This window comes from Anaerolinea thermophila UNI-1 (genome assembly GCF_000199675.1).
Taxonomy (GTDB): domain Bacteria; phylum Chloroflexota; class Anaerolineae; order Anaerolineales; family Anaerolineaceae; genus Anaerolinea; species Anaerolinea thermophila.
This window is the reverse complement of sequence record NC_014960.1, coordinates 3,116,027-3,138,401: the sequence shown is the minus strand read 5'-3', so window position 1 is coordinate 3,138,401 and position 22,375 is coordinate 3,116,027. Positions and strand designations below refer to the sequence as shown.

Here is a 22,375-nt window from a genome sequence, read left to right as displayed (position 1 = left end):
ATCCGTTAGTGGATACTGAAACCTGAACTCCAAGTTGTGATTGGCGCGGATACAAACCGTTGCACCCCCCTCGATCCGTTAGTGGATACTGAAACAGGAAAAGGCGCTGTGCTACCATTGCCGGGAGGCTGTTGCACCCCCCTCGATCCGTTAGTGGATACTGAAACATGCTCAAGGGAGATAGACACGGAACACACACTCAGTTGCACCCCCCTCGATCCGTTAGTGGATACTGAAACCAGTACGAATTCAATGGCGGCTGTCACCCACGCCACTACGGCGTTGCACCCCCCTCGATCCGTTAGTGGATACTGAAACCTGAGTTGATTACTCAGTGGATTTTCTTTTACACATAGTTGCACCCCCCTCGATCCGTTAGTGGATACTGAAACTCGTCCTCGATGGCGCGAAGGAAATCCCCGCCAAACGTTGCACCCCCCTCGATCCGTTAGTGGATACTGAAACTTTGTCACGCCCCCCCCCAGGTGGCACGCCTGGGGGAGTTGCACCCCCCTCGATCCGTTAGTGGATACTGAAACGCATTCTGACTGAGCCGATGGCAAATCGGTTCAGTCGTTGCACCCCCCTCGATCCGTTAGTGGATACTGAAACTTGATTTCCGCCGCAGGGATTTCCTTTGTTCCGTCGGTTGCACCCCCCTCGATCCGTTAGTGGATACTGAAACGTTTTTTTTGTCGCTTTCAATCCACGCCCCCGCCGGGGTTGCACCCCCCTCGATCCGTTAGTGGATACCCCCCGTTCGGGGGGCGCGGCTGAAACTCTGGCAAAAGGCGGTTGGCGAGCTTGCCGAGCCAGCACCCCCCTCGATCCGTTAGTGGATACTGAAACTGAATATTTCATGCAACTCTTAAACAAATTGCTTCGCGTTGCACCCCCCTCGATCCGTTAGTGGATACCCCCCGTTCGGGGGGCGCGGCTGAAACTCTGGCAAAAGGCGGTTGGCGAGCCTGCCGAGCCAGCACCCCCCTCGATCCGTTCGTGGATACCCCCGTTCGGGGGGCGCGGCTGAGGGCTTCTACTGATTTTGTAAATATTCTGTTATGGATAAATGGCACAGGACCCCTAATCCCCTTGTCACAGTTGCTCTCTCATTCCTTTGGCTTTTCTTTCTTTGCCTGTTGGGATATTGCCTCGTTTCCGTAATGTTTCGACTGCTGTTGTGAACAGAGCCATGATTGCCGCCTGAGACGCTCGATGAATCTCTGTTGGGTGGATGGCGGGTGAAGCCAATCAATCCATGCGGGACGAAGTAACCGAGATGGACAGGATCAGGCAGGATATCCCTGCCCCCTGTTCTCAGAGGATGGGCATTTTTTCGCTCTTCTCCATCCTGTTTTTGCCGCTCGTTATGAGAACACCCCATCCCGATGGTATAATCAAGCCATGGAAGAGCAACTGAATCCCTTAGAGGTATCGAACGCGGCACCACGCCGCAACCTCCGCTGGCTGTACACCCTGCCCGTTGCCTTTGCCCTGGGCTTTGCGGTGGCGTATTTTGCCTTTGCCGTGCCGTTGCAAAAAGAAGTCAATTCCCTGAAAAATCAACTGGCGCAGTCCAACCAGGCCGTGGACGTTCCTCAGCAGGTACAGCGTTACGATGTGCCGGTGGATGACGACCCTGCCTTCGGCCCCGCCGATGCGCCCATCACCATCATCGAGTTCAGCGATTACGAATGCCCCTTCTGCCGCAAATGGCATCTGGAGGTCTGGCCCCGCATTCAGGAAGAATTTGGCGGTCAGGTGCGCCTGGTGTACCGCGATTTTCCCCTTTACGGCTTGCACGCCAATGCTGCCCCTTCTGCCAATGCCGCCAACTGCGCCGGAGAACAGGGCAAGTACTGGGAATACCATGACGGGCTGTTTACCTATGAGGGCGGATACAGCCGTGCGGCTTTTGAAGAAATCGGCAAGCAGGTGGGGTTGGAGATGACGGCTTTCACCCAGTGCCTGGATGAGAATCGCTACAAGGACGAGGTGGAAGCCGATTACGCCTACGCCGCCGATTTGGGTGTGCAATCCACTCCGACCTTTTTCATCAACGGTCTGGCGCTGATTGGCGCCCAGCCTTATGAAGTCTTCAGGCAGGTCATTCAAATGGAACTCAACGGGGAAATTCCCCGTTAGGGCGCGCGGGCAGGCGCCCTTTTCTTTTGCCGTACATCGAAAAGGAGGGATGCGATGAAACGCTATATCACCGTAGCGGGAAATATTGGTGTGGGAAAATCTACGCTGGTTAAACTGCTGTGCGCCAAACTGGGCTGGCAGCCCTTTTACGAGCCCGAGGCGCGCAACCCGTATCTCCCGGATTTCTATCAAAACATGGCGGCGTGGGGTTTTCACTCGCAGGTGTTCTTCCTTGCCAACCGTCTGCAAATTCACCGTCAGATTATCCTCTTCCCAGGCTCGGTGGTGCAGGATCGTTCGGTGTATGAGGATGCCGAGATTTTTGCCGCCAACCTCTACCGCCAGGGCTACCTGAATGAGCGCGATTACGCCACCTACCGTGCCCTCTATCAGGGCATTGTGGAATTCCTGCCCCCGCCCGATCTGGTGATTTACCTGCGCGCGCGCCCCGAAACCCTCATGGAGCGCATTGCTCAGCGCAACCGCGAGTACGAGCGTGGCATCTCCCGCGAATATCTTGAGGCGCTCAATGACCTCTACGAGCACTGGATTGAGACCTTTACCCTCTGCCCGGTGCTCACCGTGCCTGCCGACCACTTAAATTACGTTGCGCACCCCCGTCATTTAGACCTGGTGGTGCGCAAAATCAACGAAAAACTTGCCGGGAAAGAAGAGGTCATCTTCGACCCGGAGGAAATTGCTCAAATCTGAGCGCAGGAACGACGATTAGCGTGGCTCGACGATGAGTTTGATGGCGGTGCGAACCTTTCCGTCAATTTCAACATCTACAAATTCCGGTACGGCGACGATGGAAATTCCGTCCTCGGCGAGGTACCCCTTTGCCAGTACGAGTGCTTTGATGGCTTGGTTGACCGCTCCAGCGCCAATTGCCTGAACTTCGGCATGCTTGTGTTCGCGGATAACCCCGGCAATTGCCCCCGCAACCGCCGCAGTGCGCGAATTTGCCTTTACCTTGATCACGTCCATCGCCAATCTCCTTCCTTGTTGTTCAGTGTGTACAGGATGCTGCTCAATGCACAGGGGGCATGAACATACCTAAACAAATTTTAACGGAATTAGAGTGCTCTGTTGCAATCATGGTTGAAATGTGGTAAACATACGGTATGACCACACGAGAAAGCAGATACGTCCGAGTGGCGAGGATCGCCTACCGGCTTGCCAAACAAGCATTACCGATGTATTCACATGCCAAGAGTCCCCATCACTTCACGTTGCCGCAGTTGGGGGCCTGTGTTTTGTTGATGTTCTACCTGAATCTCAGCTATCGCGACATGGAAGAATGGCTGCTGGCAAGCGATGCGGTTGGTAAGGAGCTGGAATTACCGCGTGTTCCCGATCATACGACCCTGCAACGTACCTACGCCAAGATACGCAAAGCGGATTGGATGCGCATGAACGAGACCTTGCTCGAGGAAATCGGACGGCCTGAAGAAGAAGGGGTGGCTGCCGATAGTACCGGCTTCTCACCCGGCCCGGCCAGTTCTTACTACCAAAGCCGTTCGGGAAAAGCCTATCGCCACTGGGCGAAGGGCGTTTATGCCGTTGGAATTGTCTCGCAATTCATCCTTGCGATGCAATCCGGCTGGGGTCCAGGTAGCGATGCCCCTTATCTGGGCTATCTGCGCCGCAAAGCCAGGCGGTTTGCCAAACGTCGGGCTTGGGTCTTGCTGGCCGATTCAGGGTTCGATGGTCGGACTGTCCGGCCTCAAGACTTGATTCCACCCGTTCGGCGAGGTGGAAATTTGCTGGCCCCTGAACGACGAGCAAGAAGCGAGCTTGTCTCTGCGGCTCGCCTGGATGGTCTCTATGGTCAACGCTGGAAGACCGAAACCGTGAATTCGGTCATCAAGCGCAAATTCGGGCAAGCCATCCGCTCGCGGAAACGCAGCCTGCAAAACCGAGAACCGATTATCAAAGGACTGGTCTACAACATACACCGCTAGGTGTATCTCTTCCTAACCTATCTTTGCAACAGAGCAGAATTAGAGTATAGTTTCAAGGTTTCAATCTATATCATTTTAGTACAATTTGTAAAGAACAGGATTTTTACAGTTTGGCTTTGCCTTTTCCTCAGTCTGCCCCAATCCAGTGCCCTCAGATATAATGGAGGTATGTTCCAGTGGATTGAACCGCGTGAAAACGGCATTCCTGCCGCTTTGCTGGAAGTGACCGGCGGGCAGGGGCTGATCGCGCGCATTTTGGCGCATCGCGGGATTACTGACCCGCAGCGCGCCCGTGCCTTCCTTAACCCGGCTTTCTACCAGCCTGCCCCGCCTGAAGACCTGCCGGGAATGGAGATTGCCTGTCAGCGCATCTCCCGGGCGATTCAGCGCGGTGAACGCATCTGGGTTTGGGGCGATTTTGACGTGGATGGGCAAACTGCCACCGCTCTGCTGGTGCAAACCCTGCGCTGGCTGGGGGCGGAGCCGCGCTATCACGTGCCGGTGCGCGAAACCGAAGGCCACGGCGTCAACATTCCATATCTGGAGAAAATTCTCGAACAGGGCGCCGACCTGATGATTACCTGCGATACGGGCATCACCGCCTTTGAAGCCCTGGAATACGCCCGCGAGCGCAGTTTGGAAGTCATTGTCACCGATCACCACCTGCTGGGCGAACGCCTTCCCCCCGCACTGACACACCTCACCCCGCGCCTGCTCCCGGAGAATCACCCCATGTGCGGCTTGCCCGGGGTGGGGGTAGCCTATCAACTGGCGCTGGCACTGCTCACCCGTGCTGGGCAGCCCGAACGGGCGCAGGAACTGCTGGACCTGGTGGCGCTGGGCATTGTTGCCGATGTCGCCCTGCAAATTGGCGATACCCGCTACCTGCTGCAGCAGGGCTTGCAGGAACTGCGCCGCGGCAAACGGCTGGGTGTCCGGGCAGTGCTGGAGCGCGCCGAGGTGTCTCGGTTGTGGCTGAACGAGGAACACCTGGGTTTCGTGCTGGCGCCGCGCCTGAACGCACTGGGGCGTCTGGGGGATGCCAATCCGGCAGTGGAATTGCTGACCACCACCGATGAAGCCCGCGCGCGGGTGTTGGCGGAAGAACTGGAAATCCTCAACATGCGCCGCCAATTTCTCACTGCGCAGGTGCTGGCGGCGGCGGAAGACCGCTTGCGCACCGATTCATCCCTCTTGCGCGCACCGGTGCTGATTCTGGAAAATTCCCAATGGGCACCCGGGGTGATCGGCATTGCCGCGTCACATTTGGCCCAACGCTACCATCGCCCGGTGATTCTGATGAGTGCTTCATCAAGCGGAATTCTGCGCGGTTCTGCCCGCTCCATTGAAGGGGTGGACATCACCGCCGCGATCACGGCCTGCAAGGACCTCTTGATTGGTTTTGGCGGGCATCCTATGGCGGCGGGGCTGGCGCTGATGGCAGAGCAACTGCCTGCTTTCCGCGCCTGTCTGACACGCCAGGTGCAGGCGCAGGTGGACGCGCTGGGTGGCTTGCCCGAACGCACCTTGCAGTTGGAAGCCGTCCTGCGCCTGGAAGAGATTCATCTCAAGGTTGCCGAAGCCCTGGAGCAATTGGCGCCTTTTGGTCCGGGTAACCCTACCCCCGCTTTGATGGTGCCGGATGTGCGCATTAGCAACGTCATTGCTATCGGACGCAATGACGACCATCTGCGCATTACCGTTGAAGACCGCATGGGCAACGAGCGGGGGGTGTTGTGGTGGAATGGGGCAAACGCGGACTTGCCTGAAGGCTGGTTCGACCTTGCCTGTACCCTGCGAGCATCCACCTATCAGGGTACGCGCGATGTTCAGGTGGAGTGGCTGGACTGGCGCCCGCGCCAGGTGGAGCAAATTGATCTGTACGGCATGCTCGAGGTGATGGATTACCGTGCTGAGGCGCATCCCTTGCCACTTTTGGAAAGAATGATGGCAGAAGCCCCCTATGTCCAGGTTTGGGGCGAGGGGGAGGCGCTGGAGCACCTGAGCCAGATTGCCCGCGACCGCACTGCTCTGCAGCCTGCAGATATGCTCATCGTCTGGACGGTGCCGCCTTCCAATAGTGTTCTGCGCAAAGCCCTGGAGCAGGTTAAGCCCAAACAGGTGGTACTGTTTGGGGTAAACCCTCAAACGGAGGAGACCGAGCCGTTTCTGCAGCGGTTGGCGGGTCTGGTTAAATTCATGATGCGCCAGAAACGCACCGTGACGCTGGAAAAACTGGCGGGGCTGACCGCACAAAGCGAAGCGGCGGTGCGTTTGGGGTTGTGCTATCTTGAAGCCTGCGGTTTTGTGCGGGTGCGCTTTACCGATACGGGAGTCATCATTTCAGAGGGCACGCGCCAGCCCACCGGCGAAGCCCCTGCTTACCAGAAACAGTTACAAACCGCCCTGGAGGAAACTGCCGCCTACCGTCGCTTTTACCTCAGCGCCCAACGCATGTCTCTGTTTTCGTAACCGGTTTGGGGCTTTAATAAGGCACAACCTGCATAAAATGGTTGAGGGGTTTTATGACAAATCCCATTTTTTGTTAAGAAATATATTACTATCCGATTTAGATGTTTGGACATAAACTCTTTAGATTGACAGGCTCGAACCTGTTCAGACCAGTGAAATAGCAAAGGAAATCTCTGCAGGGGGCAGATCCGCATGTCTGAAATCATTTTTACAGGAGTGTGGTTATGAGCAATCGTCAAAAAATTACTTTGGATGGCAATGAGGCGGTTGCGCGGGTGGCCTACCGCGCCAGCGAGGTCATTGCCATTTACCCCATTACCCCTTCTTCCGCCATGGGAGAATGGTCAGATGAATGGATGGCGAAGAAGGTCAAGAATCTGTGGGGCACCGTACCGCTGGTGGTAGAAATGCAGTCCGAGGGCGGCGCGGCAGGCGCGGTGCACGGCGCTCTGCAATCGGGGGCGCTTTCCACTACCTTTACCGCCTCTCAGGGCTTGCTCTTGATGATTCCCAATATGTACAAAATTGCCGGTGAACTCACCCCGCTGGTGATTCACGTTTCGGCGCGTGCGTTGGCGGCGCAGGCGCTTTCCATTTTCGGTGACCACTCCGACGTGATGGCGACCCGTCAGACTGGCTTTGCCTTGCTGGCATCCCGCTCGGTGCAGGAAGCTCACGACATGGCGTTGATTGCCCACGCCGCCACGCTGGAAGCCCGTGTGCCTTTCCTTCACTTCTTCGACGGTTTCCGCACCTCTCATGAAGTGCAGAAGATTGAAGAACTCACCGAAGACGACATGCGCGCGATGATTTCCGATGAACTTATCGCTGAACACCGCAAGCGTGCGCTCAGCCCCGATCATCCCGTTCTGCGCGGCACGGCGCAGAACCCCGATGTGTACTTCCAGGGACGTGAGACGGTCAACCCCTTCTACGCCCGCACGCCGGAAATCGTTCAGAAGACCATGGATCGCTTTGCCCAACTGACCGGGCGCGCCTATCATCTCTTTGAATATGCTGGTGCACCGGATGCTGAGCGTGTCATTGTCCTGATGGGCTCGGGTGCCGAAACTGCCGAGGAAACCGCCAAATACCTGGTGGAACGCGGTGAAAAGGTCGGTGTGGTGACCGTACACCTGTACCGCCCCTTCTCTGCCAAACACCTGCTGGCGGCGCTCCCTGCTACCACCAAAGCCATCGCTGTCCTCGACCGCACCAAAGAGCCCGGTTCGGCGGGTGAACCGCTCTATCAGGACGTGGTTACCGCCGTCACCGAAGGGCTGGCGGGTGGCTTTGCCCCCTTCAAGACCCTACCCACCATGATAGGTGGGCGCTATGGCTTGTCTTCCAAAGAGTTCACCCCTGGCATGGTCAAAGCCGTCTTTGACGAACTCAAGAAGAGCCAGCCCAAGAATCACTTCACCGTGGGTATCGTGGATGATGTGTCCTTCACCAGTCTGGATTATGACCCCGACTTTGAAATCCTTGACTCCTCAACCGTGCAGTGCGTCTTCTTCGGTTTGGGCTCCGATGGCACGGTGGGTGCCAATAAGAACTCCATCAAGATTATCGGCGAAGAAACCGAGAACAACGCTCAGGGCTACTTTGTGTACGACTCCAAGAAATCCGGCTCGGTGACCATTTCGCACCTGCGCTTTGGTCCCAAGCCCCTGCGCGCTCCCTACCTGATTCGCCAGGCAGATTTCGTGGCTTGCCACCAGTTCTCCTTCCTGGAGCGCCTGGATATCACCCGCTACGCCAAACCCGGCGCGGTCTTCCTGCTCAACAGTATTTACGGACCGGATGAGGTCTGGAATCACCTGCCGCGCGAGGTGCAGAAGGACATCATCGAAAAGAAACTGAAGTTCTACGTCATCGACGCTTACGAAGTGGCGAACCGCACTGGCATGGGGCAGCGCATCAACACCATCATGCAGACCTGCTTCTTTGCCATCTCCGGCGTCCTGCCGCGCGAACAAGCCATCGCCGAGATTAAGAAAGCCATCCAGAAGACCTACGGCAAGCGTGGCGAAGCCGTGGTGCAGAAGAACTTTGAAGCCGTGGATCAAACCCTGGCAAACCTGTATGAAGTGAAAGTCCCCGATCAGGTGACCAGCACCTTCAGCCGCCGCCCGGCAGTTGGACCCGAAGCGCCTGAATTCGTGCGCGACGTGCTGGCGCCGATGATGGTCTTTGAGGGCGATAACCTGCCCGTCTCTGCCATGCCGGTGGACGGCACTTTCCCCACCGCCACGGCGCAGTATGAAAAACGCAACATCGCTCTGGAAATCCCGGTGTGGGAGCCTGATTTGTGCATCCAGTGCGGTAAATGTGCCATGGTATGTCCGCACGCCGTCATCCGCATGAAGGTGTACGAACCGGAACTGCTGGCAAACGCCCCGGCGACCTTCAAGTCTATCGACGCCAAATTCAAGGAATTCCCCAACACCAAGTTCACCATTCAGGTAGCGCCGGAAGACTGCACCGGATGCGCACTGTGCGTGGAAGCCTGCCCCGCCAAGGACAAGACCCAAGCAGGACGCAAAGCCATCAACATGGCGCCTCAGCCGCCCATCCGCGAGCAGGAACGCGAAAACTGGAACTTCTTCCTCAGCCTGCCGGATGTGGATCCGACTGCGGTTGCGCCCACCACGGTCAAAAATTCGCAGTTACTGCGCCCACTGTTCGAATTCTCCGGCGCCTGCGCCGGCTGTGGCGAGACGCCCTACGTCAAACTGCTTTCGCAGTTGTTTGGCGAGCGCGCCGTGATTGCCAACGCCACCGGCTGTTCCTCGATTTACGGCGGCAACCTGCCTACCACCCCGTGGGCAAAGAATGCCGAAGGACTCGGTCCCGCCTGGTCCAACTCGCTCTTTGAAGACAACGCCGAGTTCGGTTTGGGCTTCCGCCTGACCATCGACAAACTCAACGAGTACGCCCGCGAACTGCTGACAGACCTCTCCGGACTGGTGGGCAGTGACCTGAGCGCCGCCATTCTGGAAGCCGATCAAAGCACCGAAGCGGGTGTGCGCGAACAGCGCAAGCGCGTTGCCGCGCTGAAGGAAATCCTCAAGGGCATTAAAGACCCGCGCGCCTTCAACCTGCTCAACGTGGCAGATTACCTGGTGCGTAAGAGCGTGTGGATTGTCGGCGGTGACGGTTGGGCATACGATATCGGCTACGGCGGTCTGGATCATGTGCTGGCGTCCGGGCGCAATGTCAATATCTTGGTGCTGGATACCGAGGTGTACTCCAACACCGGCGGTCAGGCATCCAAGTCCACCCCGCGCGCGGCGGTTGCCAAGTTTGCCATGAGCGGTAAGGGCTTACCCAAGAAGGACCTGGGGATGATTGCCATGTCCTATGGGTATGTGTACGTGGCACGCGTTGCCATGGGGGCTAACGACCAGCAGACCCTGCGCGCCTTCCTTGAGGCGGATGCCTACGAAGGTCCTTCGCTGATTATTGCCTACAGCCACTGTATCGCGCACGGCATCGACATGCGCAAAGGGCTGGACCAGCAGAAACTGGCGGTCAACTCCGGCGTCTGGCCCATGTACCGCTACAACCCCATGCTGGCACTGGAAGGCAAGAACCCGCTCATCATTGACTCCAAAGACCCCTCGGTGGACGTACAGGAATACGCCTACAACGAGACCCGCTACCGCATGCTGGTTCAGGCGGACGAAGCCCGCGCCGAAATGCTGATGCAACAGGCCCGCGAAGATGCCCGCAAGCGCTGGGAACTCTACAAGCAAATGGCAGCCATTCAATATAAGTCCAACGGGAACGACTAAAGCCCGTACAGTGCGCCTCTCATGGGCTTGCCTGTGAGAGGCGCTTCTTTTATCATTGAGAAAACAGGAGGGAAGGAATATGGCAAATTTAACTGCGACCTATCTGGGATTGACCCTGAAAAACCCGGTGGTGGCTTCGGCATCTCCGCTTTCCAAGAAACTGGAAGGCATTCGCCGTCTGGAAGAAGCCGGCGCTTCGGCGGTGGTGATGTACTCGTTGTTCGAGGAACAGATTACCCACGAAAGCCTGGCGCTGGATCACTTCCTCAACCGCGGCACCGAGTCCTTTGCCGAGGCGCTCAGTTACTTTCCCGATCTGGAAAATTACAACATCGGTCCAGAAGAGTACCTGAATCTCATCCGCCGCGCCAAAGAAGCGGTGAGCATTCCCATTATCGGCAGTTTGAACGGCGTTTCGGCGGGCGGTTGGGTGGAATACGCTCGCAAGATTGAAGAAGCCGGAGCCGATGCGCTGGAATTGAACATGTACTACATTCCCACCGATACCGACATCACCGCGCAGGAACTGGAACAGAATTATGTAGATTTGGTCTCGGAAGTTTGCAGTCGGGTGAGCATCCCGGTGGCAGTCAAACTCAGCCCCTTCTTCACCGCTTTGCCCAACCTGGCAAGGCGTCTGGCGGGAGCAGGCGCCAAAGGGCTGGTGCTGTTCAACCGCTTCATCCAGCCCGATCTGGATATTGAAACCCTGGAGGTGACCCCGGCACTGCAACTCAGCACGCCCGCCGAACTGCGCCTGCCCCTGCGCTGGGTTGCCATTCTGTACGGGCGCGTGCCGTGCGATCTGGCGCTCACCTCGGGCGTGCATGACGCTCAGGCGGTGCTTAAAGCCATGATGGCGGGCGCGAAAGTCACCATGCTGGCTTCGGAACTGATTCAGAACGGTTTGAAGCGCATCGGCGAAATCCTCACCGATATGAACGCCTGGATGGAGACTTTTGAATATGAATCGGTCAGTCAGATGCAGGGGAGCATGAGCCAGAAAGCGGTAGCCGAGCCAGCCGCCTTCGAGCGCGCCAACTACCTCAAAGCCCTGCAGACGTTTGATAACCGGAAACTGTACTAAAAATCAAAGGTGTACCCTATCCCCCCGCTGGCTTGTCGGGGGGATGTTTTTTTAATTTGGGCGCGTACCTGCTTTGAGAAATGATAACGAGGGGATAAAGCAGATGGAAGAATAACATGGAGTATAATTACCCCGCCTTAAAATTGGACAAACTGAGTAGAATATAAAGAGTGCAGGGGAATGAGAAGATGTCCGAAGATTTATACCTGGAATTGCTGGATAACCTGTTTGACGGGGTGTACTACGTTGACAGAAACAGGGTAATCACTTTCTGGAATAAAGCCTCTGAACGGTTAACAGGGTACGGCAAAGACGAGGTTTTGGGGAAAGCCTGCTCGGACAACATTCTCAAACACATCGATTCTCATGGACGCGAATTATGTGTACAGGGATGCCCTCTTCATGCCACCATGGCTGACGGAAAAATGCGCGAAGCGCTGTTATATCTCCATCACAAAGACGGGCATCGCGTTCCCGTGCATATTCGAGTTTCACCGCTGATGGATGAGCAGGGCAATGTTATCGGCGGGATTGAAGTTTTCTCCGATGGCACTCAATCCTTGCAGACTCTGCAGGAATTGGAACACCTTAAAAATGAAATTTTCATCGACCCCCTGTTAAAAATTGGGAACAGACGGTATGCGGAAATGATTTTCCAAACCCGCCTCTACGAGTTAAATGCGTTTAACGTTCCCTGCGGTGTCGTTTTTCTGGATGTGGATAACTTCAAGGAAATCAATGACACGTTTGGTCACCTGATCGGGGATCGTGTGCTTCTCATGGTGAGCCGTTCGATTGCCAGCGCCCTGCGGGGAACAGATACCTTAATCCGCTGGGGTGGTGATGAGATGTTAATCTTCCTGCCCAACGTCACACCTGCGGGGTTAAAAACCATCGCGGAGCGTATACGGGTCTTTGTAGAAAAGAGTTTTTTGATGGTGGGCGATCAAAAAATCACCGTTACGGTTTCGGTTGGTGCGACCCTGTTAGATAAAGAAGACACACTGGAATCCATCACCCAAAGAACCGATTCCTTGCTTTATCAGAGCAAACAAAGCGGCAAAAATCAAATTACCGTTGGTTAATCCTGCCCTGCTTGGGCAAAAATGCCCGGGTCAAATCCCCCAAAAGAAATGCAGTCCCAAGAGGATGAAAACAATCGCCAGCAGGGTCAACGGCATGCCCACGCGGAAGTAATCGCGGAAGGTGTAGCCGCCGGGCGTCATCACCAGCACATTGACGGGATGCCCGAAGGGCGTAGGGAATGAGAGCGAACAGCCCAGCGCTACCGCCATGCCCAGCGCCCGCGCATCCAGGTTCAGGCGGCTGGCGAGGGTCAGCGCTACCGGCGCAAGCACCAGCGCCGCCACCTGTCCGCTCATGATTTGGGTCAGGAACAGCGCCAGCAGAATCAGCACCAGCGCCACCAGCCAGGCGGGAATGTGGGTCATCTCTCCAATGAGAGGTTGCAGCAGGTAGTTGACCAGTCCGCTGGTGCGCATTGCCGTACTGAGAGGCCACATGCCGGCAATCAGGAAGATGGCTTTCCACTCTATCACACGGTAAGTTTCCTGCATGTCCAGACAGCCGGTCAGCAGGAGTAACACCGCCCCGCCAAACACCGCCAGTGAGACCGGCAGGATATTGAAAGCGGCAATTCCCAGCGTCAGCGCGGTGATGCCCAGCGCCTGCCCGAAGCGCTCCGGCTTCAGCGGCGCGTCGGGATCTTCTTCCAGCACAATCCAGTCCGGGTTGCGGCGCAGAAGGTGCAGACGTTCGGCAGATCCCTGCACCAGCAGGGTATCGCCTTCGCGAATGCGGATTGTCCCCAAATCGTCGAGCAGAGGCGCGCCCTCGCGCCAGATGCCCAGCACCTGCAGTTGATAGGTCTCATTAAAGCGGGTTTCCTGCAGGGTGCGCCCGATTAACCCGCCGTGCGGCGCAACGATAATCTCTGCCAGTGAAAGCCCGCTTTCGGCAATGGGAGATAAATCGGGCAGGGCGCGCAGGAAGCGCAATCCCAATTCCTCAAGGCGTTCCATTTGAAGACTGCCCTGCACTACCAGCACATCGCCAGCGTGAATTCTCATCCCGGCAAAGGGCGGCAGGTTAATGCGCCCCTGCGGGCGCACGGTGAGGATGCGCAAGCCAGTGCGCTGAAGCCAGCGTGCCTCGCGCAGGGTTTGCCCCGCCAGCGGGCAGGCGGCAAGCACTTCGATTTCGTACAGACGGCGGGCAAGCCCGTACAGATGGCTGAGTTTTTCGTGCAGTTGCTGAGGAAGCGTTTCATCCTCGCGCATATAGCGCGGCATCAGGCGCATGCCAAAAGTCACCATATAGACTGCGCCCATCGCCACCAGCGGCGCGCCAATGGGAAAGAAATCCAGCAACCCAAAAGGCTGATGACCGGCATCTTTGAGGGCATTGCTGACGATGAGGTTGGCGGTGGTCAGCAGGGTTGCCATGCCCCCCAGGGCAGTGCCGTACGCCAGCGGCATCATCAGCCGGGAGGGAGAGGTGCGGCTCCGCCGCGCCAGTCCCAGCACGGCGGGCAGTAACACCCCCACCACGGCGATATTGTTCATTAACAAAGAAAGCCCTGCCGAGATCAGCAGGGTGGTGAGAATCAGGCGCTTTTCCGAACCGGCGCCCAGGCGGTGCATACGCGCTCCCAGCCAGCGGGTCACGCCGGTTTGGCGCAGGGCTTCGGAGAGGATGGAAATGCCCAGAATGGTCATCACCGCCGAGCCGCTGAAACCGGCAAAGGCTTCCTGCGGCGTAACCACCCCGCCGACGCCTAGAAACACCAGCACAATCAGCGCCACCAGATCCGGGCGCACCCGTTCGCTGATGAACAGCGCCGCGGCAAGAAGCATCACCACCAGAGTGAAGAACGCCGAAAATTCCATCTCTTCTATAGGGCAGATTGTAGCACAATTAAAAACCGCCACATCCCGTGACGTGGCGGTTTACCATAATCAACGCAGAGATTCAGGCTAGAACTCTTCCTCGACGATGCCTTCGCTGGTTTTCTTCTGACGATACACAATGCGCCCGCGCGTCAAATCGTAGGGAGACATCTCTACCCGCACCCGATCCCCCAGCAGAATGCGAATGTAGTATTTGCGCATCCTGCCGGAGAGGTACGCCAGCACCTCGTGACCGTTGTCCAGACGCACCTTGAACTGTGTGCCCGGCAGGGCTTCGACAATTGTACCGTCAACCTGAATCTTCTCTTCTTCTTTTGCCATGGGCATTCTCCTCCCGCAAAACCTTACCCTGCGGGCTTACATTTCAGCCATCTTGGTGTACTGACGGCGTTTAAGGCGGCGCAGAGCCTTTTTCTTCTCCACGCGTCGCAGTTCGCTCTTGCTGACAAACCAGCGCTTGCGGCGGACGGTGCTGAGCACGCCGCTCTTGACGACCTTCTTGCGGAAGCGCTTCAAGAGCTGATCTTGCGATTCGTTAGGGCGCAGAACGACTATCGTCATGCCTGATCTCACCTCCCTTCTCTGCGAAGGATGCGTAAAAAACTCGGCTGGGTTTTGCGAATGCAGCCGAGTTTCAGCAAGTCACGGAATACATCATCCAGTTCATTCGCTTCTTTCGGTTGCATTCACTCCTTCTGTCCCTCATCTCAATTCAGAACGAAGGTCGCCCGCCAGCAGGTACAAACCTGCCTCTGGCGAGTTTTCACCAGCGTTCCTGATTATACAAATGAATCGCCTTTTTGAGAAGGGAAGAGCCGTTTGTCGAATGGCATGGAGACTCTTCCCCTCTGCCCGGGAATTTTACAGGAAAAATGATGCGCTTTTTTACTGCTTAATAAGCCAGAGGATGCGGTCGTATGAGGTGATATAATGCAAAGCCACCACAATCCCAAGCCCCCATGCCCACGGAGTCCGCCCTGTTGCGTGGAGTCCCCACACGGCAAAGGTAAACAAGCCCGCTTCCAGCGCCAGCCGCAGAATCCCGGGAATGGCAACCGGCGCATTTCCCGGATCGTTGGGTACGCGGAAGGTTGCCCAGAGAATCGCCGCCGCCAGCGGAAGCCCAATGGCAAACAAAAATCTGAGCCAGCCTTCCCCTTTTTGCCAGCCCCACATGCCCAGCGACACCAGCGCGGCAATCTCCAGGAAAAAGCGCAGTCCTGCATTGATGGGATGTGAACTCATGGCAACCCTCTTTGCTTTCCTTCTACATGCTCTTTCAATACCTGCAGGGATTGAAGCAGAGATTTTTGCAGGAATTGGGCATCGAGCACTTTCAGCAGGCGGGCAAACCAGCCCGATAAGGATTCTTCTGTCGTGACCAGCGTACCTTCTGCACTCGGCTCGAACGTCCAGAGATGGACAGCCTGCATTCCCGGAGAATTTCCCGTCCAGCCAATCCGGCGCATCGGTTCGCATACCTGAATGGTCGAGACGATGTTCAGCCCTTTGGCTTTCCAGTGGAAAGTTGTGCCTGCTTTCAACTCGCCGTCTAATTTCGCGGCAGTCACATCCGACTGCCATTCAGCCCACCGGTCAATTTCGCTCATGGCTGACCATACTTGCTCAACCGGCGCGGAGATGAGGATTTCCTCTCTGGCGCTCAAGGGTGCGCGGGAATCGATTTTCATAGACCTCTCCAGACCACATATTTTTTCAACCGATATACCCCAAAAGAACACCGAAGAGAGTTGAATCTCAATTCCCCCGAATCATTCCTTTGTTGCTCAGCACATGCTGGTATTCGATATACCGTTGTGTATATATGATATTTTACCTCTTTTTAGTCAAACAAAAAGCAAGTTTTCAAACGGAATGGAGAGATTTTTTCCTGATACGAGAAAAGCCTCCCATGTGAAAACGGGAGGCTTTTTTGTCTGCCAATTTGCCGTTTACGCGCGGATTTCCTGGCGCTGGAAGAGTACGTAAGACAGCGCAAAGATCAGGATGGTTACCGCAATCAGACCGGTAAGGTGAGGCCAGATGAGCAAAAGGCTCTGACTGAGCGGCAGGGGTGTGCCCAGGATAGCGCCCTGCAGTTGGCTGGGCAGGACCAGCCCCAGCGAGCGCACCGTCGGGTTGAGCAGTGCCACCATGCTCTCGGCGTAGAGAGTGTTGGGCGAGAAGCGCTCCAGCGTCATCTGCAGTTGCGCCTGCCCGAGGATTTCCTGCGCCAGCCCAAACTGGACGGGACGCAGAGCCTGCGCCAGCAGTCCGGCAAGAATCTCCCAGAAGACGGTGAAGAACAGCCACACGGCGATGGATGCCAGCGCGGCGGTGGCGGGCTGGCGGAAGGTCACCGAGAACATTTGCGCCAGCGCCAGCCAGATGCCTCCATAGAACACGGTCGCCACCAGGAACCACAGCAGGCGCCCCACGTCCTCACTGCCGGGAGCCACCCCCAGCCCAATCATGCCCATGCCGAAAATCAACAGCCAGATGGCGGTGAACACCAGCGCCAGCGTGAACAGCCCGGCAAGGAACTTACCCATCAACAGAGCATCGCGGTAAATGGGCTGAGAGAGGATGCGTGACATCGTCTTGCGGTTGAACTCGCCGTTGACGGCGTCAAACCCCAGGGCAATGGCAATGAGCGGCACGAGGAAGACCAGGAAACCCACCAGCGCCGGCAGGGGGTCCTGTGCCAGGGTAAACAGGCGCAAATAGACAAACTGCTCGCTGATGCCCGCCGAGCGGATTTGTTGCATGGCAACGTACACCGTCCCTCCGGCGGTGAGCAGGATGAGCAACTCCAGAATGCGCATGCGCGCGCTGGTCAGATGGTCTGCCATTTCTTTGGCAACCACCGCCCAAAGCCCGGTCCACGGCGACCCTTCACGGCGAGACTGCACACGTTCAGCGAGCGCCATGTTCCACCTCCTTGAAGTAATGGGCGTAAATTTCATCCAGATTTTGGGCTTCCATGTACATGCCCAACAGGCGCCGACCGGATTGGATGACCGCCTGCGCCACCTCGTGGCGAATCTCGCCCGAGGCTTCCACGGCAAGGCGCTTGCCCTCCAGCGGGTACACGTCCACCGCGCCCGGCACTTTCTTTAAGGCTTTGGTCAATTCCGGGGTGATGTCATCCACTTCCATCACCACGCGGAAGGCTCTGCCGAGCACCCTGCGCGCCAGTTCGTCCACCGTGCCCACCAGTTCCATGCGCCCGCGGTTGAACAAGCCCACGCGGTCGCAGATGGCTTGCACCTGATGCAAAAGGTGCGAGGACAGCAGAATGGTGATGCCTTCCTCTTTCAGGGACTGCACCAGTTGCAGGAACTCGCGCGCGCCTTCAGGGTCCAAGCCCTGAGTGGGCTCATCCATGATGATAATTTCCGGCTGTTTGAGCAGGACTTCCGCCACGCCCAGGCGCTGACGCATCCCGCGCGAGAAGGCGCCCACCCGTTTATTTGCCACGGACTGCAGTCCCACCTTTTCCAGCGCGGTTTGCATGCGAGTCTCGGCATTTTTGCCGTTCAAACCGTTCAGGCGGGCAATGTAGTGCAGGTTTTCCAGCGCGGTGAGTTCATCGTAAAATCCCACCTGATCGGGCAGGTAACCCACCCGCGATTTGACCGTCAGCGGCTGGCGCGCAGGGTCGTACCCCAGCACCTCAATCTGACCGGCGGATGGCTCGGTCAGCCCGAGAATCATCAAAATGGTGGTGGTCTTTCCGGCGCCGTTGGGACCCAGCAAACCAAACACCTCGCCCTGACGCACGGTCAGGTTCAGGCGGTCCACGGCGGTAAACTCGCCGTAGCGTTTGGTCAGGTCGCGGGTCACAATCACGTCACGCATAGGATACCCTCCTTTCGGGCAGAGGGATTAGCGGCGTCCAAAGCGCATCACAGCCAGCAGGACAACCCCAACTGCCACCGCAATCAGGATGATGCCCACCAGTCCCCACAAGGTAGAGGTCAGCACGGTGATGCGGAAATCGGCGGATTTGGTCGAGCCGCCCGTCGGCGCCGCCCGCAGGGTGAGCATGTAGTCGCCCGCCAGAGCGTTGTCTGCCGGTTTGACCTTGACGGTTACAGTCACTTCTTCGCCCGCGGCAATTTCTTCGATGCTCTCCGGCTCAAAGGCCACCTTCCAGCCGCTGGGTTCGCTGGAAGACAGTTTGATACCGCGCGCCGGAGCCGTGCCGGTGTTGCGCACCACCAGTTTGAGCGGGGTCTCGCGCCCGGAGCGCACCTGCGCCGAGAGACGCCCATCCGGGGCGGTGAGCGAGAGGGTGGCTTGTCCGGTCACTTCGGCTTGCAGGTCCAGGCTGGCTTGCACCTCGCCGCTCTGCACGGTGAATTTCAGCGGGTAAGTGCCGGCAGGAAGTTCCACATACGGCTCAGCCCGCACGGTCAGGCGTTTGGTCTCGCGGGCGTTGATGGGGAACGAGGTCACGTCCTGCGCGCCCAGCCGGAAGGTCACCTGGAAGCCCGCCGGGGCTGAAGCGCTGAGCGAAACGGTCATATCCTCATCGCCCTCATTCTTGAGGGTCACATCGTACGAGAAGGTCGAAGTCGGACCGCCTTTGATGGTCGGCAGGTCGGTGGTCAGGGTCAGGCGGGCGGGTTGTTTTTCCTTCACCGTCACCTGTAAGGGCAGTTGGGCTTTCAAGCCGTCAGCCGCGGCAGTCACCAGCACGTTGAAAGTGCCGGATTTCACCTCTTTGGGCTGGTCCAGGCGCAGGTCCACGGTGACATCCTTGCCGGGTTCTACATACACCGACTGGATGGTCTTACCCCCGCCGCGCAGGGTTGCCGTCCAGCCCTCCGGCAGTTGCGTTACTTCCAGTTTGACAATGTGCGGGGCATCGCTGACGCTGACCTTTAAATCAAACGACACGCCCTCGCCCAGTCCTACAACCACACCCGGATAGGTGGTGGTCAATTTGAGGACATCGGCATCCTGAGCGTGCGCGGTTTGCACGGATGCACCCAGTGAGAAGATCAGCAAGAGAGTCATCAGGAACGTTACCAGACGTTTCATCTTCTACCTCCTTTGGATGCAAGGGTATTGAATTGTGAATGAGGGTGAAGGACGCGGGGATACTCCCTGCGCCGCAAGAGAGTTTAACACGTTTGTGTAAGAAGAATATTAATAAAAAATAATTGTCACTCTGCCCGCCCTTCGGTACAATAAAGAAAGGGTAGATGATTGTTCCCCAATCCCAGCAAGGAGTAAAAACCTATGGATAACCAGTATCTCTGGTGGCGCGATGGCATTATCTATCAGATTTATCCGCGTTCCTTTGCCGATGGCAATGGCGACGGCATCGGCGATCTGGAAGGCATCATCGCCCATCTCGATTACCTGCAAGACCTCAGCGTGGATGCCATCTGGCTCTCGCCCATTTATCCCTCGCCCGATGTAGATTTCGGCTACGATGTCGCCGACTATCTGAACATTGACCCCAAATTTGGCACGCTGGAGACCTTTGACCGCCTGGTGCAGGAAGCCCATGCCCGCGGGATTCGGGTAGTGCTGGATCTGGTACTGAATCACACATCCGACCAGCATCCCTGGTTTCAGGAATCGCGCAAGTCCCGCGACAATCCCTACCGCGATTACTACATCTGGCGCGACCCCAAGCCCAACGGCGCTCCGCCCAACAACTGGGGGTCTATCTTCGGCGGTGAAGCCTGGGAACTCGATCCCACCACCGGGCAGATGTACCTGCATATCTTCTACAAGGAACAGCCCGATGTGAACTGGCGCAACCCGGCGGTGCGTCAGTACATGCTGGACGTCTTCCGCTTCTGGCTGAACCGCGGTGTGGACGGTTTCCGCCTGGACGTATTCAATGCCTACTTCAAGCACCCCGACCTGCCCGACAATCCGCGTATCCTCAAGCCGCTCAATCTGATTCAGGGATTGGTGTCGCCCTTCTTTGCGCAGGAACACCGCTACGACATTGACCAGCCGGAGATGATTCCCCTGCTGAACGAAGTCCGCGCTATTCTGGATTCCTACCCCGAACGTTATGCGGTGGGTGAAACCTTCATCGGCGGGGCGGAGAAAGCCGCCCGCTATGTGGGCAACGACAAACTGCACGCCGCCTTCAACTTCGAGTTCCTCGAATGTCCCTGGTGGGCAAAAGCCTTCTACGATTCCATCGCCAAGTGGGAGCGCGTCCTGCCCGCCGATGCCTGGCCTAACTATGTGCTGAACAATCACGACCGCGTGCGCTCGGCAACGCGCTACTGCCGCGGGGAAAACGATGAGCGCCTGAAGGTGGCGGCAACCCTTCTGCTCACCCTGCGCGGCACGCCCTTCATGTACTACGGCGAGGAAATCGGCATGCGCGATATCAAGATTACCCGCGAACAGGTGCAGGATCCGATGGGCAAACGCTACTGGCCCCTGTTGAAAGGGCGCGACGGATGCCGCTCGCCGATGCAGTGGTCAGCCGCGCCCAATGCCGGCTTCAGTCCCGAGGGAGTGACCACCTGGCTTCCGGTGCATCCTAACTACCGCACCCGCAACGTGGAAGCCCAGTCTGCCAATCCGGACTCGCTGTTGAATTACTACAAGCGCCTGATCGCCCTGCGCAAGAACAGCCTGGCACTGCGTCAGGGCATGTTCACGCCGGTGACCTACGGCATGCGCTTCATCCTGGCGTATCTGCGTCAGGCAGGCGATGAGACCGTGCTGGTGGCGCTGAACTTCTCCGAACGGCGTCAGAACCTTGTCCTCGGGCATGAACTGGCGGGGCGGCGCTGGGAACTGCTGCTCTCCAGCAAGCGCGCCTCGATGGTGCCGGTGGAAGGCAATCTCATCCCATTAGAGCCCAACGAAGCCCTGGTACTGCGGCAAATCTGAAATCTCTTTCTATGAAACCAAGCGGAGTCTCGAAAATGAGGCTCCGCTTTTGCTTCACGGCGCGCGGGCAATCCACGGCAGGTATACCTGCGGGGAGAGGGTGGGAAAAGTCAGCGCAAACACACCATCATCCGTACCGGCATACCAGCGGTTGGGGTTGAGGGCATCGGGAATCAGCGCACGGACGGTGAAACTGCTCAGCCCGGTGTTGACCGCCGTCCACGTCCTGCCGCCGTCCAGCGAGCGGTACACCCCGCGGGTGAGCGTCCCCGCCACCAGCATCGAGGGTACGTCCGGATGCACTTCCAGCACGTGCAGGGGGCTTTGTTCCGGCAGAGCGCCTATCTTCTCCCATTGTTTCCCATAATCCTGAGAAAGGAATACTTCTCCCTTTGGGGTGGCGGCATACACCCATCCCGCAAAGCGCGGATGCACGGCAAGCGCGCTCACCCCGTCCATGCTCACCAGCGCCGAAGTCCACGAAGCGCACCCATCGGTGGTGTGGTACACCATGCCGGTCATTGTCCCAACAAAGAGTTCCGAAGGGTTGCTGGGGTTCATCTCCAGGTCAGTGAGGGAAGATGAGGTCACACCCTGCCCGCATGCCTGCCAGTGATCACCCTTATCCAGACTTTTCACCAGCGCATGGTTTGCGAGGACGTACAGCGTGGAGGGGGTTTGAGGGTCAACCAGCCACTCATACAGGAAGGGACTGCTCAACGGCAGTGCCATCCAGTGTTCTCCGCCGTCCTGAGAGCGGAAAGCGCCGTTCTGCGCCGTACCGGCGTAAAGGGTGGCTGGCGTCTGCGGGTCAACGGCGAGCGAAAGCACATCCGCCGCGCCCATGCCCTCGGTAAGAGCCGTCCAATGCGCGCCGTCGTCGGTGGTGCGGTAAACCCCGCCCTGCTCCACCCCGGCAAAGAGGGTTTGCGCATCGGTTGGATGCGCCGCCAGTGCAAAGATTGTCTGCCCCGAAAGTCCCAGCGACTGCCAGACAGGCTCATCGGGTGCGCTTCGGGCAGGCTGAGAGACTGCCAGCAACAGGGCAAGGCAAAGCCCTGTGGCAAAGAGAAAATAACGGAAATGTTTTGTCATGTC

The 22,375-nt window shown here is 57.4% G+C and carries 18 protein-coding genes and 1 CRISPR repeat array (1 of these 19 only partly in view); of the genes, 8 read left to right on the top strand and 10 right to left on the bottom strand.

Annotated features, from left to right (window positions below):
* Positions 1-923: a CRISPR direct-repeat array (repeat unit 37 nt; unit sequence GTTGCACCCCCCTCGATCCGTTAGTGGATACTGAAAC); it reaches 7,851 nt to the left of the window's first position.
* Positions 924-1,404: 481 nt separating this feature from the next.
* Together ANT_RS14145 and ANT_RS14140 are read left to right on the top strand one after the other, a co-directional pair.
* Positions 1,405-2,145: a DsbA family protein gene (locus ANT_RS14145; protein WP_013561208.1), complete on the top strand. Its 741-nt coding sequence runs from the start codon at positions 1,405-1,407 to the stop codon at positions 2,143-2,145.
* 54 nt (positions 2,146-2,199) lie between these two features.
* A complete protein-coding gene (locus ANT_RS14140; RefSeq protein ID WP_013561207.1) occupies positions 2,200-2,856 on the top strand; it encodes a deoxynucleoside kinase in 657 nt (218 codons plus the stop codon).
* 15 nt (positions 2,857-2,871) lie between these two features.
* On the opposite strand, the gene ANT_RS14135 is transcribed toward ANT_RS14140, so the two are convergent.
* Positions 2,872-3,132, bottom strand: a complete 261-nt coding sequence (locus ANT_RS14135) for a stage V sporulation protein S (RefSeq protein WP_013561206.1) — start codon at positions 3,130-3,132, stop codon at positions 2,872-2,874.
* A gap of 167 nt (positions 3,133-3,299) precedes the next feature.
* On the opposite strand from ANT_RS14135, the gene ANT_RS14130 reads away from it, so the two are divergent.
* The 5 genes from ANT_RS14130 (at position 3,300) to ANT_RS14110 (ending at position 12,550) form a co-directional block, all read left to right on the top strand.
* Entirely contained in the window at positions 3,300-4,109 is an 810-nt protein-coding gene (locus ANT_RS14130) for a transposase (protein ID WP_172634560.1), read from the top strand.
* 168 nt (positions 4,110-4,277) lie between these two features.
* On the top strand, positions 4,278-6,581 hold the full coding sequence (gene recJ, locus ANT_RS14125) for a single-stranded-DNA-specific exonuclease RecJ (protein WP_013561205.1): 2,304 nt from the start codon (positions 4,278-4,280) through the stop codon (positions 6,579-6,581).
* 224 nt (positions 6,582-6,805) lie between these two features.
* Positions 6,806-10,378, top strand: a complete 3,573-nt coding sequence (nifJ, locus tag ANT_RS14120) for a pyruvate:ferredoxin (flavodoxin) oxidoreductase (RefSeq protein WP_013561204.1) — start codon at positions 6,806-6,808, stop codon at positions 10,376-10,378.
* A 79-nt stretch (positions 10,379-10,457) separates the two neighbouring features.
* A complete protein-coding gene (locus ANT_RS14115) occupies positions 10,458-11,465 on the top strand; it encodes a dihydroorotate dehydrogenase-like protein (RefSeq protein WP_013561203.1) in 1,008 nt (335 codons plus the stop codon).
* A 188-nt stretch (positions 11,466-11,653) separates the two neighbouring features.
* On the top strand, positions 11,654-12,550 hold the full coding sequence (locus ANT_RS14110; RefSeq protein WP_041455067.1) for a sensor domain-containing diguanylate cyclase: 897 nt from the start codon (positions 11,654-11,656) through the stop codon (positions 12,548-12,550).
* Positions 12,551-12,580: 30 nt separating this feature from the next.
* Here the strand turns inward: ANT_RS14110 and ANT_RS14105 are convergent, their stop codons facing one another.
* From ANT_RS14105 to ANT_RS14070, 8 genes are all read right to left on the bottom strand, one after another.
* On the bottom strand, positions 12,581-14,374 hold the full coding sequence (locus ANT_RS14105; protein WP_041455066.1) for an SLC13 family permease: 1,794 nt from the start codon (positions 14,372-14,374) through the stop codon (positions 12,581-12,583).
* 87 nt (positions 14,375-14,461) lie between these two features.
* The gene (gene infA, locus ANT_RS14100; protein WP_049784919.1) at positions 14,462-14,716 is read right to left on the bottom strand and encodes a translation initiation factor IF-1; all 255 of its coding nucleotides are present in this window, start codon (positions 14,714-14,716) and stop codon (positions 14,462-14,464) included.
* A gap of 36 nt (positions 14,717-14,752) precedes the next feature.
* Entirely contained in the window at positions 14,753-14,956 is a 204-nt protein-coding gene (gene rpsU / locus ANT_RS14095; protein WP_013561199.1) for a 30S ribosomal protein S21, read from the bottom strand.
* A 324-nt stretch (positions 14,957-15,280) separates the two neighbouring features.
* Positions 15,281-15,640, bottom strand: a complete 360-nt coding sequence (locus ANT_RS14090) for a YrdB family protein (protein ID WP_013561198.1) — start codon at positions 15,638-15,640, stop codon at positions 15,281-15,283.
* Complete coding sequence (locus ANT_RS14085) at positions 15,637-16,086, bottom strand: SRPBCC family protein (RefSeq protein ID WP_013561197.1); 450 nt, start codon at positions 16,084-16,086, stop codon at positions 15,637-15,639. Before ANT_RS14085 ends, ANT_RS14090 begins: the two co-directional genes overlap by 4 nt.
* Before the next feature lie 261 nt (positions 16,087-16,347).
* Positions 16,348-17,325: an ABC transporter permease gene (locus tag ANT_RS14080; RefSeq protein WP_013561196.1), complete on the bottom strand. Its 978-nt coding sequence runs from the start codon at positions 17,323-17,325 to the stop codon at positions 16,348-16,350.
* The gene (locus ANT_RS14075) at positions 17,312-18,256 is read right to left on the bottom strand and encodes an ABC transporter ATP-binding protein (protein WP_013561195.1); all 945 of its coding nucleotides are present in this window, start codon (positions 18,254-18,256) and stop codon (positions 17,312-17,314) included. Before ANT_RS14075 ends, ANT_RS14080 begins: the two co-directional genes overlap by 14 nt.
* 27 nt (positions 18,257-18,283) lie before the next feature.
* Positions 18,284-19,444 (bottom strand): COG1470 family protein, encoded by a 1,161-nt coding sequence (locus ANT_RS14070; RefSeq protein ID WP_013561194.1) that lies wholly within the window; start codon positions 19,442-19,444, stop codon positions 18,284-18,286.
* A 201-nt stretch (positions 19,445-19,645) separates the two neighbouring features.
* Here ANT_RS14070 and ANT_RS14065 point away from each other — a divergent pair, with 201 nt between their 5' ends.
* Positions 19,646-21,277, top strand: a complete 1,632-nt coding sequence (locus ANT_RS14065; protein ID WP_013561193.1) for a glycoside hydrolase family 13 protein — start codon at positions 19,646-19,648, stop codon at positions 21,275-21,277.
* A 54-nt stretch (positions 21,278-21,331) separates the two neighbouring features.
* Here ANT_RS14065 and ANT_RS14060 read toward each other — a convergent pair whose 3' ends face one another.
* Entirely contained in the window at positions 21,332-22,372 is a 1,041-nt protein-coding gene (locus ANT_RS14060; RefSeq protein WP_013561192.1) for a WD40/YVTN/BNR-like repeat-containing protein, read from the bottom strand.
* Between the last annotated feature and the right edge of the window lie 3 nt (positions 22,373-22,375).